At 36.4% G+C, this 12,684-nt stretch carries 13 protein-coding genes; 12 read left to right on the top strand and 1 reads right to left on the bottom strand.

What is annotated here, in order from left to right; all coding sequences use genetic code 11:
• Nucleotides 1–16 precede the first annotated feature (16 nt).
• Together AC2A1G_RS19570 and AC2A1G_RS19565 are read left to right on the top strand one after the other, a co-directional pair.
• Complete coding sequence (locus AC2A1G_RS19570) at nt 17–286, top strand: hypothetical protein (RefSeq protein WP_484048562.1); 270 nt, start codon at nt 17–19, stop codon at nt 284–286.
• Between the two features lie 35 nt (nt 287–321).
• The gene (locus AC2A1G_RS19565) at nt 322–858 is read left to right on the top strand and encodes a hypothetical protein (RefSeq protein WP_484048561.1); all 537 of its coding nucleotides are present in this window, start codon (nt 322–324) and stop codon (nt 856–858) included.
• 304 nt (nt 859–1,162) lie between these two features.
• Here AC2A1G_RS19565 and AC2A1G_RS19560 read toward each other — a convergent pair whose 3' ends face one another.
• Complete coding sequence (locus AC2A1G_RS19560; RefSeq protein ID WP_484048560.1) at nt 1,163–4,084, bottom strand: reprolysin-like metallopeptidase; 2,922 nt, start codon at nt 4,082–4,084, stop codon at nt 1,163–1,165.
• A gap of 408 nt (nt 4,085–4,492) precedes the next feature.
• On the opposite strand from AC2A1G_RS19560, the gene AC2A1G_RS19555 reads away from it, so the two are divergent.
• The 10 genes from AC2A1G_RS19555 (at nt 4,493) to AC2A1G_RS19510 (ending at nt 12,683) form a co-directional block, all read left to right on the top strand.
• Complete coding sequence (locus AC2A1G_RS19555) at nt 4,493–5,302, top strand: polysaccharide biosynthesis/export family protein (protein WP_484048559.1); 810 nt, start codon at nt 4,493–4,495, stop codon at nt 5,300–5,302.
• A 63-nt stretch (nt 5,303–5,365) separates the two neighbouring features.
• Nucleotides 5,366–7,732 carry a GumC family protein gene (locus AC2A1G_RS19550; RefSeq protein ID WP_484048558.1) on the top strand — a complete coding sequence of 789 codons (2,367 nt, stop codon included), beginning with the start codon at nt 5,366–5,368 and terminating at the stop codon, nt 7,730–7,732.
• Nucleotides 7,733–7,870: 138 nt separating this feature from the next.
• Entirely contained in the window at nt 7,871–8,215 is a 345-nt protein-coding gene (locus tag AC2A1G_RS19545) for a phosphomannose isomerase type II C-terminal cupin domain (RefSeq protein ID WP_191736085.1), read from the top strand.
• The gene (locus AC2A1G_RS19540) at nt 8,212–9,204 is read left to right on the top strand and encodes a mannose-1-phosphate guanylyltransferase (RefSeq protein WP_484048557.1); all 993 of its coding nucleotides are present in this window, start codon (nt 8,212–8,214) and stop codon (nt 9,202–9,204) included. Before AC2A1G_RS19545 ends, AC2A1G_RS19540 begins: the two co-directional genes overlap by 4 nt.
• Before the next feature lie 80 nt (nt 9,205–9,284).
• Nucleotides 9,285–9,686, top strand: a complete 402-nt coding sequence (locus AC2A1G_RS19535) for a sugar 3,4-ketoisomerase (RefSeq protein ID WP_484048556.1) — start codon at nt 9,285–9,287, stop codon at nt 9,684–9,686.
• Nucleotides 9,679–10,104 (top strand): sugar 3,4-ketoisomerase, encoded by a 426-nt coding sequence (locus AC2A1G_RS19530; protein WP_484048555.1) that lies wholly within the window; start codon nt 9,679–9,681, stop codon nt 10,102–10,104. Before AC2A1G_RS19535 ends, AC2A1G_RS19530 begins: the two co-directional genes overlap by 8 nt.
• On the top strand, nt 10,094–10,618 hold the full coding sequence (locus AC2A1G_RS19525) for a GNAT family N-acetyltransferase (protein ID WP_484048554.1): 525 nt from the start codon (nt 10,094–10,096) through the stop codon (nt 10,616–10,618). Before AC2A1G_RS19530 ends, AC2A1G_RS19525 begins: the two co-directional genes overlap by 11 nt.
• 7 nt (nt 10,619–10,625) lie before the next feature.
• The gene (locus tag AC2A1G_RS19520) at nt 10,626–10,853 is read left to right on the top strand and encodes an acyl carrier protein (protein WP_484048553.1); all 228 of its coding nucleotides are present in this window, start codon (nt 10,626–10,628) and stop codon (nt 10,851–10,853) included.
• On the top strand, nt 10,853–11,821 hold the full coding sequence (locus AC2A1G_RS19515) for a 3-oxoacyl-ACP synthase III family protein (RefSeq protein ID WP_484048552.1): 969 nt from the start codon (nt 10,853–10,855) through the stop codon (nt 11,819–11,821). The genes AC2A1G_RS19520 and AC2A1G_RS19515 overlap by 1 nt, the downstream gene beginning before the upstream one ends.
• A gap of 52 nt (nt 11,822–11,873) precedes the next feature.
• Nucleotides 11,874–12,683 (top strand): glycosyltransferase family 2 protein, encoded by an 810-nt coding sequence (locus AC2A1G_RS19510; protein ID WP_484048551.1) that lies wholly within the window; start codon nt 11,874–11,876, stop codon nt 12,681–12,683.
• The last annotated feature ends 1 nt before the right edge of the window (nt 12,684 follow it).

The following is a 12,684-nucleotide window of genomic DNA, read 5'->3' as shown; positions in this document are numbered from 1 at the left end:
AAATAGAAACAAAATCATGACAGAAAATTTCTACGAAGCATTTGAAAAATATATTCTCAACCAAAAAGTAGTTGGATGGGGATTTCAGCATGAAATAAAAGTAATTCTCCCGAATGGTTATTCTGCTTTTCCGGCTGGTTATTTTACCGAATATGAAAATGGTTATAAATTGATTGCAAGTGGGGCAACATTGCATAAAACCAACGTTCAGGAAGCGATGATTCTCAACCCCGACGGAGTGCCTGTAGCCAGAGATACAGAAGATATCAGACCGTGGGAGTTTTAAATTTTTCAGGAAAAAAAGCTTTTGTTTAAAATCACATGACAAAACCTGCGAAGTTTACTAAAGAAGAAAAGAAATTCTGGCAACGGCATTACCGCATTGAAAAACCGGACAGAATTCCTGCCGATTGGTATCGCTTACATTCTGCTGACTCAGATTTTGATGATGAATATTTCTATTTTTTGAGTTTGCGTTTGTTTTCTCTTGAAGATATCTATCTGAAAGACTCCCAAATTACTGATGAGGCCATAAAATATATGTTGAATTTTAAAAATCTACATACTCTTTTTCTTCGCAAAAACAGATTTCTCACAAAGCAAAGCATTCCATATTTCAATCAGATGCAAAACCTTATAAGATTGAATATTACCCGAACAGAAATCACTTTAGCAGATCTTTGCGAATTTTTAGATAATCCCAGCTTGCGTAAAATATTTATAGAGTCAGATGAAACTGAAGAAGAAATTGAGGCAATGGCATCAATCTTAAAGATCAAAGTTCCCAATTGCAGCATCTATCTCAATTGTTGTCATTCTACAGATGTTTTTGGTATTTCGAATAAGCCGATTTTTTGATTTAATTTAAACTCAAAACTTTGTTACCAAAAAATTCTTTCTTTAAACCAAAGTGATTTTTAATTTAATTTTAAATTAAATACAGGCATCTGACTTTTTTGAATCTTCGATTTCATCTGAAAAATTTAACTTTTAGGTGACCATTTAAAAATAACTTTTTATAATAAAAAAAGAGCTTATCACGGATGTTGAAATCACATGATAAGCTCCTTAATAATATCCGAAAAACAAATTCTGTGTAGAAGTACAAACTGTTTTAAGTCGCTCTTCTTCTGAAAATTTATTTTACTCGTGGGATGATTTATTATTTTTTAATAAATTTAGATTTAAACAAATCTTTTCCTTTCTCTTCGATGGTAATAATATATCCTCCTTTTATCAATCGTGAAACATTAATTTGTCCTGATTTGATATTTCCACTGTCGACTAACTGTCCGGCTGCACTGTAAATTTTATAATCAGCTTTATCAGACACTTTTGTGATGTTCAACACATCCGATGCAGGATTTGGATACAGCTGAATTTCATCTTGATTAATAGTGAGTTCATTCGTAGATAATGTTCCGGAAGTAACCATTACATTATAATCTTCAACTTCACCGTAGGTATAAGAGGTACATGCTGTAGCGAGAGCATTGTAGCGTAATGCTACTCTCATTTTCAGAGTTTTGTTTTGAACTGCTGTGGCAGGTACGGTAAAAGTACCACTTACAGTAGCTACAGTACTTGCTGCCGAACTCATTACCATTTCAGTAGTGTTGTCAAAAGTTCCGTCTCTGTTGAAATCAATCCATACTCTTACCCCTTCAGGATAAATATCTGCCGGCCATGTTTTCGTTACAGAAACCGTGTTGGTGGCAGAACCAGCGACTAAATTAATCAGTTTTGTCGCGTCGGGTCCGTAATCTGTGTAGGTGTTAGATCCGGAAGTGTTGTTGACGTTAGCTAGTGTTACATTAGAAATATACTCTTCAGATGCATCTGCTGAGGTCAGTGCACAGTAAGTTACAGCTGAAGCCGTAATAAACTGAACGCTTGTAGAGTAGACTCCAGGAGTGCCTGAGCATACCGCGGCAACCTCTACTTCATATTTTACTCCTTCTTCCAGACTGTTTAAAACTACAGAATTGGTAGTAGAAGTTGTTTGCTGCCATGCTGCGTCAGTTGGTTTTTTGTATCGGATCTGGTAAGTAGCTCCCACAATAGTGTTCCAGTTAACAGATGCTGACGATGATGTGATATTACTCACAACAATTCCCGTAGGAGCGCTTCCGTCACAAGTTGCTGCTGTGGCTACTGAAACCTGTTTTACAGCATAGAAAATATTTCCGATAGATGAAATTCTGACTTTAATATTCTGTCCGTTTAAAGCCACCGGAAAAGTAAAGGATTCTGTTCCGTCATTTGGAGTAGAAGCCGCAAGTGTAGTCCAGTTTGTACCGTTGTTTGTAGTGTAATCAATTTTTACATTGGCAGAATTGAAAGGGGTAACGGCAGTACCTGCAACATCCCATGTTACAGGAGACGCAACATTATGGTAAACCTGGGAAGTATTTATTTTAAATGGTCCCTGATTACTTACAGTTACTGTTGTAATTTCACTTTGTGTCTGTTGTGAAGTTGAAACAGGGTTGTTGTCTCGTACAGTCAGTACAAAGTTCGTTGTTCTTGCAACATTAGATACCGTTTCCCAATCTGCTGGAACAGTAAGGTTTCCTGCTAATACAGAAGATAATTTAGGGAAATATCTTGTGTTTCCCGTAGCGGTAGGCGTTAATGATCTGAATAATGCGCCTGTTGAGTTGTTTCCGGTAACTCCGGTTACAGGAGTGCTGGCGCTGTCAAACTGTTCCCATGTGTATGTCATAGGATCATTTTCAGGATCTGTAGCAGTTCCTGTAAGCACAAATGCTGTTCCTTTTGGAATTGTGTAATCCGAAAGAGCACCAATGACAGGCGGATTGTTGGAAACATTCGTCTCAATATCGCAGGTTGTGTCTTTCAGATTATCTTCAATCTGTAAAATACTTGCTACATGGAAATAAGCATCAGAATGAGCTTGAACATCAGTTGCTCCGGTAATTCCTGCGTATCCCATGATAGTGGATCCTGATCCTGGTTCCATGTTGACCCCGGTTCCTTCAAGGTTCATAGAAAATGTATGATTACCACCCAACTGGTGGCCCATCTCATGAGCTACGTAATCGATATCAAAATTATCTCCCTGTGGAATGGCATCCGCAGGGGAAGTAAATCCTGATCCTTTTCCTTCGGGTTCTGCTGTTGTAGGATCGGTACACACACAACCTATACATCCCGCGTTTCCTCCGCCTCCCGAAGCTCCAAATAAATGACCGATGTCATAATTAGCATTTCCTACGTTGGCGGTTAAGGTATTTTGTAATTCAAGATTCCAGGCACCACCAGCTCCGGCTGTAGCTGCGGAGTAAGGATCTGTAGCAGCATTTGTATAGATTACGCCAGGATAATCCTGTACAAATAAATGCAGGGCAAAATCTTTTTCAAAAATACCGTTTACTCTGGTCATGGTAGCATTAATCGCAGTAAGAGCACCTGCCACAGTGCCTCCGTGAAACTGAGTGTATTCACCCGTTACAGACATCGCAAGTCTCATGGTTCTGTACTTTCTGTCAGAAGATTTTGCAAAGTCGGTTGGGTTTTTATCGAATGTTTTACCTTTTGCATACAAAGCATCGATTTGCTTTTTAGACAAAGCACTTTCATTCATACTGCAGAGAAAGCCTCCCGGAGTTTTATCTGTTTTAGGATGAACTCCATAAACTGTTTTATCAGAGTTGGCTGGTTCAATAAACTGATAGACACCATCCTTGATGATCATAGATTGAAAATCGTTGGGAGCAAGCGAAAATCTCAGGTATTTGGATGGATCGTCAACGCCAACTCCTACATAAGAACCCAGTTGATATCGGTCTGCGATAGTTTTCACAACAACCGGAAAACTGTAAACGGCAAACTTTTCTACTTTACCTTCCAGAGTAGGCAGAGAGATTTCTACAGGCTTTGCATTTCTGCCCATTTCTTGAGCATCTTTAAGTTGAATTTGAATTTTTTCTAAATCAAGCTTGTAGTAACTTTTTACATTAGAAGATTTCTCAGATCTTCCATTAAATGTAGTTGGGGACCACTGAGAAAACGCGGTTACACCAATTAAACTACATAAAAACGTAGTAATGAATTTATTCATATTAAAGATTTTTTTTTGGTTTAATAAATGTAAGGAAAGATTTTTGAAAAATAATTAGAAAAGTTCTGTATTTTAAAATTTTATATGACAATACAAAGCTTTTAACGATTTTGAACATATATATTACGCTGAAAAAGCATGTCTTTGGATTTTTTAATGCTTAGTATGCCCGTCAAAGTAATATTAGCGTATTACGGAAATTGATTGTGATTTAAAGTAAGTATGATTTTTTTCTATATTGCATTGTTTTGGAATATTTATCGATACTTTTGCACGCTATTTATACTGATTCAAAATTGTGATATTTTGGAAAGTATTTTTTCCTGTTAAAGAATATTAACAGTTAATTTTAGCCTTAGATTTTAATTTATAAATAATAATCCTATTTTTGTGAAAATTTTAGACATAATGACTGGTAAAAAGTTCTTTTTATATGGTTTTACAGCTTTTGTGATGGCATCTTGTACCGCAAGGCAGGAAATCAATTATATGACTGATATAGACAATATGGCATTGGATAATGCAATAAAAAACAGCCGCAGTACGCTACAGCCTGGCGATCAGTTAATTGTAAATATTTCTGCTCGCGACATGGATGCGGTAAGACCATTCAATCAGAATTATTCATCATCTGCTACAGTTACTCAGTATTCAATACCGAGCTCCAATAATCTTCCGCAGCAGTTACCGGTTTCAGGCCCTACTTATTTTGTGGATACCGACTACAATATTGTTTTCCCACAGCTAGGTAAAATCAATACTCAGGGAGAAAATATTGAGACATTTAGAAACAAACTTTCCGGTTTATTGGAGAAATACATAAAAGATCCGATTGTAGATGTGAAACTGGTCAATTTCAAAGTTTCGATTTCCGGAGAAGTGGCAAAACCGGGAACTTATGTTTTTCCTGAAGGCAACGCTACGGTATGGAGTGCTTTGGCATTGGCAGGTGATCTTACGCCTTACGGAATCAGACAGAATGTTTTGCTGATCAGAAATGTAGATGGGCAGATTACAAAACAGAGATTAGATCTTACGAGTGCAAGCTTTATGAATTCGCCGTATTATTATCTTAAACAAAACGACATCATCTACGTACAGCCGAACTCCAACAGAGAAAAAGCGGCAAGAGTAGACCCGAATTTAGGTCTTTACATCTCGGTGTCATCAGTTGTAGCATCGCTGATTATTGGAATTATCTCGTTGACGAGAAGATAAGCAAATCCGAAGATATGCAAATAGCATAAAAATATAAATAAAATTAAATTTTAAACATTAAGAGTGGATCAAAAATATTCGCAGGAAATTAAGCAGAAAGATACTTTTAATCTCCGGGAGATTCTTAAGCCTTACATATTTAGATGGTATTGGTTTGTCATTACTGCTGTAATTGCAGTGATAGGAGCTTGGTTTTTTCTTCGCTACTCGATACCGGTTTACAGTACTGAGTCTACATTGCTCATTAAAGAAGTCAATAAATCGGCATCTGGTTCACCTGAAATGGCAATTATGTCTGAGCTTGGAGGTATGGGGAGCATGGGCACCAATTCCGTTGATAATGAAATAGAGATTTTACGGTCAAAAAAACTCATGATGTCTGTGGTAAAGGAACTTGGTCTTGAAACAAGTATCTATTCTCAGGGCAAAATCATGGAACAGGAGCTTTATTATGATACAGCTCCTTTTGTAGTTAGGGTAATTAGCGAAAAAATAGAAGGTACTTATCCTGGCCATGAAGTATACGCAAAAATTGAGAATAATAAGATTACACTTAAATCAGAAGATTTCAAAAAAGATATAGTTGCAGATTTTAACAGGGCGGTTTCTATGCCTTTCGGGGTGATAATGTTCCAGAAAAATCCTAAATATGATCTCAAGCATGGTGCGGGAAACACTTACCGTTTGGCATTTGCTTCAGCGATAGACAGAACCCGTGATTTATTAGGTAGCCTCAGTATTGATCTCGTAAAGGAAGAGTCTACGGTACTTAAAATATCAATGAATTATCCTGTAGCTAAAAAAGCAGAAAATATTCTGAACAGACTTGCAGTAAATTACAACCGTGAAGCGGTTTTGGATAAGAATTCTGAAGCTCAGAAAACAGCAGAATTTATTGACGGCAGAGTAAGGATTATTGGAGAGGAATTAGGGAAAGTTGAGGATCAAAAAGAAAATTTTAAGGAGAAAAACAGTATTACTGATATTAAAACAGAAGCTGAACTTTCTCTACAGACAGCAGCAGAGTCGCGTCAGGTACAGATAAGAACAGAATCTCAGCTCGAATTGGTAAGCAGTCTTCTTTCTTATCTCAACAGGCAGGGTAGCTATCAGATACTTCCTTTGAATGTAGGTCTTGATGATTCAAATACTTCCGCAGATATTGCAATGTATAACCAATTGGTGTCTGAAAGGAATAGATTGTTGGAAAGCTCTACAACCTTAAATCCTGTGGTACAGGATGTCAGCAAACAAATTGCTAATATGCGTACATCAATTGCTGAAAGCTTAAACAAAAGCCGATCTGCCTTACAGATCAGCAAAAACAATTTCTTGGGCGAACAAAACAGATTGGCTGGAAGAATCTCCAGAGTTCCGCTACAGGAAAAAATGTTCAGAAGCATAGAGAGACAACAAACCATTAAAGAAGAACTCTACCTTCTTTTATTACAGAAAAGAGAGGAAGCTGCCATTTCATTGGCTATTGCAGCTCCAAAAGCAAGAATCGTCGATGATGCACTTACTGCTCCTGCTCCGGTTTCTCCAAAGAGGCAGATGATCTATCTTTCGGCTTTGGTTATTGGTCTTCTACTGCCTTTGGGGGTAATCTACCTTATAGAATTATTCAATGATAAAGTAAGATCGAAACATGACCTCGAGAAACTTTCTGGCGGTAAACCAGTGATTGGAGAACTTCCTTCTTTAATTAAGGGAGAACCAGAATTGGTACAGCTGAATGATCTGTCACCACTTGCAGAGGCCTTCAGAATATTGATTACAAATATCAACTTCATGCTGCCTAAAAACAAAAAAGGGAGTGTTATTTTTGTGACTTCTACTGTAAAAGGAGAAGGAAAAACCTTTGCATCCGTAAATCTTGCGCTTACGTTGGCAACACCAAGAAAAAAGGTTATTATTATAGGCTCAGATATTAGAAATCCTCAATTGCAGAGATATAATGATACAAGAAAAGGACTTACAGGACTTTCAGAATTCATGTATGATGATCAGATGATAAAGGAAACAATCATTCACCAAAGTTCGTTTAACCCATACTGTGACGTAATTTATTCGGGAGCAATCACACCTAATCCTACAGAATTATTATCAAACGGACGATACGAAGTTCTGATAGAATCTCTGAAACCCGACTACGATTATATTATTCTTGATACTGCACCTTTGATGTTGGTAACAGATTCTTTCCTTATCGCCGATGTTGCAGATATGACGATGTATGTTACACGTTCAAATTATACCGAAAAAGAACTTATAGGCTTTGCTAATGAGCAGGTAGAGCAGAAGAAAATAAAAAATGTAGCGTTTGTCCTGAATGATGTGAGCAGAAGTAACAGTGGCTACGGCAACAAATATGGTTACGGCTACGGAGCAAAGCAGAAAAAAACCTGGAGAAATTGGTTTAGAAAATAATTTTTTGACAAAAAGTTTTCACTCCTTTAAAAAGAGGATGCTTCATTAATAAATTATAGTAACTAAAATTTCAGTTAAGAATTTTTAATTTGATTAAATTCTTAATCTCCTATCTTTGTATAATCAATTAGATTTAGGATGTTAGAACATGACGTAAGACCCTGGGGCGAATACTGGGTTTTGGAAGATGCGGAAACGCACAAAGTAAAAAGAATTTTGGTCTATCCTGGAGGGAGATTATCTCTGCAGTACCACCACCACCGTGCTGAAGTATGGACAATTGTTTCCGGTACAGGAACAATTACCATCAATGATGAAATCAGAGACTACGGTATTGGAGAGGTAGCACAGATTCCTTTGGGAGCACACCACAGAATGGAAAATAAAACCGCCGAACCTGTTGTTTTTATTGAAGTGCAGTACGGAACCTACTTCGGTGAAGACGATATTGTGAGAGTGGAAGATGACTACAACAGAGCATGAAAATATTTAATGTAATATTGTCAGGAGGTGTTGGGAGCAGGCTTTGGCCGCTGTCAAGAAGAAACCATCCCAAGCAGTTCCTCAAAGTTTTTGAAGGAAAATCTCTGTTTGAATTAACGGCTGAAAGAAATAAAAAGGTTGTTGATGAATTGATGGTGGTCGGAAATTCAGATCATATCGAATGGAGTAAAGATTTATTGAAAGATATCGACCTTCCCAAAACATTTATAACGGAGACCATCGCAAGGAATACAGCTGCAGCTATAGGATTTGCCGCTTTGGCGGTCGATGCGGATGATGTATTGATCATTACTCCTTCAGATCATCTGATTCAGAATCAGGAAGCTTACGAAAAATCATTACTGGAGGCTGTAGAGCTTGCCAAAAAAGACTATGTGGTTACTTTTGGTGTAGTTCCTACAAAACCGGAAACCGGATACGGTTATATTGAATACGAGGGAAAAGATGTACTTTCTTTCAGAGAGAAACCCAATACGGAAACGGCTCAGGAGTTTTTAGACAGAGGAACTTTTCTATGGAATTCAGGAATGTTTTGCTTTAAAGCAGGTGTTCTCTTAGATGAATTGAAGAAATATCAGCCCGAAGTTTTCGAAAAATCTCTGGAAGCCTGGCAAAAATCTGAAAACAATTTGCTTGATGAAGAATCTTGCAGACAGATACCTTCTATCAGCATAGATTATGCGGTGATGGAACGCTCAAAGCAAATCAAAGTAGTTCCTGCGAATTTCAGATGGAACGACTTGGGTTCGTTTGAGTCTTTATACGATTATCTTCGCACCAACGGTCATGCTGTAGACGAAAACGGCAATATGGTGATTGGAACAGAGATTTTCACAGCATTCGTAGGTATGAAAGACTGTATTTTAGTACATACACCAGATGCAATCTTAGTTCTGCAGAAAGAAAAATCTCAGGATGTAAAGAAAATCTACAGCCAGCTGGAGAAATACCAGTCTACTTTAAGATAATATAGCAAAAATTTAAAATTAGTACTCATACTGAATTTGTTCAGTTGTTTAAGATTAAATAATTTTTATTACAGTAAATGATGGAAACGCCTAGAATGATTGATCTTCCAAAGATTTTAGACAAAAGAGGAAATTTATCCTTTTTTGAATATCCTGGTCAGTTACCATTTGAAATCGAAAGATCTTATTGGATTTACGATGTGCCTGGAGGGGAAGTACGAGGTAGTCATGCTTTTAAAAACCAACAAGAATTCATCGTAGCACTTTCTGGAAGTTTCGATATTGTTCTTCATAATGGAGAAAAAGAAGAAAGATTCTCTTTAAACAGATCATATAACGGTCTTTTGATTCCTAAAATGTTTTGGCGAAAACTGGAAAATTTTTCCACAAATTCTGTAGCATTGATTGTGTCAGATAAAAAGTACGATGAAGACGATTACATCAGAGATTTTGAAACTTTCAAAAATTTAAAAAATGGATAAATCTTCGGTATTTGACTGCTCAATAATTGATTTGGGAAAAATCAGTTTTGATGAAGGAAATCTTACAATTGTAGAAAATAATTCCTCATTTCCATTTAATGTGAAAAGAGTGTTTTATCTTTATGATATTGCCGGTGGCGAAAGCAGAGGTGCACATGCACACCGAGAATGTCATCAGTTTCTTATCGCAGCAGGTGGAAGCTTTGAAGTAAGTCTGGATGATGGGAAATACAAACGTCAGGTTTTTTTAAACAGACCCAATATCGGTTTGCACATCTTACCAGGTGTCTGGGCGTCTGAAGTAAATTTCTCTTCGGGTGCGATATGTCTTGTTTTGGCATCACACACATACAACGAAGCAGACTACATTAGGAATTATGATAATTTTTTAGACCTGAAACAGAGCAATGAAGATTGAAAAGTATAATATTAGCCTAAAAACGGTAGAGGAGGAAGATGCAGGTTTGATTATTGATTTCAGAACTGATGAGAAGCGAAGCAGATTTATTTCAGCTACCAATAACGATATCACCCGCCAGAAAGAATGGATCAGGGAATATAAACTGAAAGAAGAAAAAGAAAAAGAATACTATTTTATTGCTGAGGATCAGGACAGCACAAAATTTGCTACCTACCGTGTCTACAACATGGAAGATGATATTTGTGAAATTGGAAGCTGGGTATCTGCTCCAAACTATGCCAATGCAAATAATTCAGTAAAAGTAGACATCATAATAAAAGAATTTGTTTTTGACGTATTAGGCTACCAAAAATTAAAATTTCAGGTATACAAAGAAAACAGAACGGTGGTAAAATACCATAAACTCTTTGCACCGGAGATTGTAGAAGAAACTGAAGATAATTTAATTTTTCATCTTTCAAAAGAAAATTTTTTTGAAAACAGAAACAGAATCTTTAAAAATATTAAATAGAACTAAAATGGATATACACGATTTTATTATAAAATTTAAAGAGCAGCTTGAAAATAACAAAGTAGAAATTACCCCTGAAACAGACTATGCAAAGGCTTCGTTTTGGGATTCTTTAACTTCTATGGTCATCTCTGTAATGATAGAAGACGACTATCAGGTACAGATAAGTCCTGAAGAGATAAATGAATACAATTCTGTACAGGAACTTTTTGACGATATTCTCAGCAAAAAATAATGGAGAGTTTTATTAAAGCAATATCAACTTATGTTCCTTCTGTAGAGATTACAAATGAAGATATTGCACTGCGTTTTCCGGAATGGGACAGCGAAAAGATTTTTAACAAAATAGGAATCAAGAAAAGGTATATCGCAGAGCCAGATGAGATGGTTTCGGATATGGCGGTAAAAGCAATCCAGAAGATGGTTGAAGAATTTGAAGTAGATCTCAATTCTGTAGATTATCTTATAGTTTGTACACAGTCTCCAGATTATCAGTTACCTACAACAGCATGTCTGGTGCAGGAAAAGGTAGGGTTGGGCAGAAACTGTGCGGCAATAGACATTAATCAGGGCTGTTCAGGCTATATTTATGGACTTTCTTTAGCATCTTCTTTAGTTGCATCGGGAAACTTTAAAAACGTAATTCTGGTAACAGCAGATATGTATTCTAAAGCTATACATCCTGATGATAAAGGTAATATAAGCCTTTTTGGAGATGCTGCAACAGCATCTTTGATCTCAACAGAAGGTAAGTTTGCAATAGGTAAATTTACTTTGGGGTCAGACGGAGCGGGCGCTGAAAATCTGATCATCAAAAACGGAGCTGCAAAATATCCCAAAGACGGCCTCGAAGAAAATTTGGATAATTTTCTTCACATGAATGGTTCCGCAATTTTCGATTTTACATCGAAAAATGTACCTGCTTTGGTCGATGCCAATCTCGTAGCGAATTCTTTATCCAAAGAACAAATCAATCTGTTTGTATTTCATCAGGCCAATACATTTATGTTGAATTTCCTTCGTAAGAGAATAGGAATTCACGAAGACCGTTTTCTTCTCAATATGGAAAATTACGGAAATACAGTATCATCATCTATCCCGCTGGCATTTAAAGAAGAATTCAGAAATGAACTTAAAAGTGTAATGTTGGTAGGTTTTGGCGTTGGATATTCCTGGGGTGCGGTAACTATTACTGCTAATTAGGTCTTGGTTTTTAAAGATAAAGGATATGCTGCTTAAATTGAAATTAAAGCTGATGAAGGTTATTTATTTTTTCACGTATGTGGCAAAGATTCCTTCAGATTTTTACAGGCTGCATTTCGATTCTCTGGTAAAAACGCAGTTACTTGATCCGGAATCTATTCCAGTAATTATTATCAATTACAATCAGCTTTTTTATCTGAAAAAAAATATTGAAGCGCTAAAAAAAAAACACTTCAGAAAAATTGTTATAATCGACAATAATTCTTCATATCCAGCTCTTCTGGAATATTACAAAGAAATTTCAAACGATCCGCAGATTGATTTGTTGCAGTTGAAAGAAAACTTAGGGCACCTTGTTCTCTACAAAAAAAGAGAAATTTTTAACAAATACTGTAAAGGTTTTTATTTTCTTACAGATGCTGATATTGTGCTAAATGAAAAGTTGCCGTCGGATTTTAGAAATGTAATGCTAGACACACTTTTAGAGCGGTATTATTTTCTTACAAAAGTAGGAGTAGCCCTTGATATATCCAATATTCCAGATAGTTATCCTTTAAAAAATAAAGTCTTGCTGTGGGAAAATAAATTTTGGGCTAAACCTTTAAAAAAAGATTTTTATTACGCTGAAATCGATACTACTTTTGCACTCTACAAACCGGCATTTCATCACTCAAAGTTTTCAGATTTTGTAAAAGGGATAAGAATTGCCGGCGACTATACTGCTTTGCATGGAGGCTGGTATCTGAATCCTGAAAAACCAACAGAAGAACAGAGGTTTTATTTTAAAAACAATATTTCTTCTTCCTGGATATTTGAAGAAGACGGATCTTTAAAAGAAAGCAAAACAAACAGTACGTATTAGA

This window comes from Chryseobacterium sp. HNCC26DJ240 (assembly GCF_057180485.1).
The sequence above is the reverse complement of the archived record's forward strand: the minus strand, read 5'-3'. Positions and strand labels throughout refer to the sequence as shown.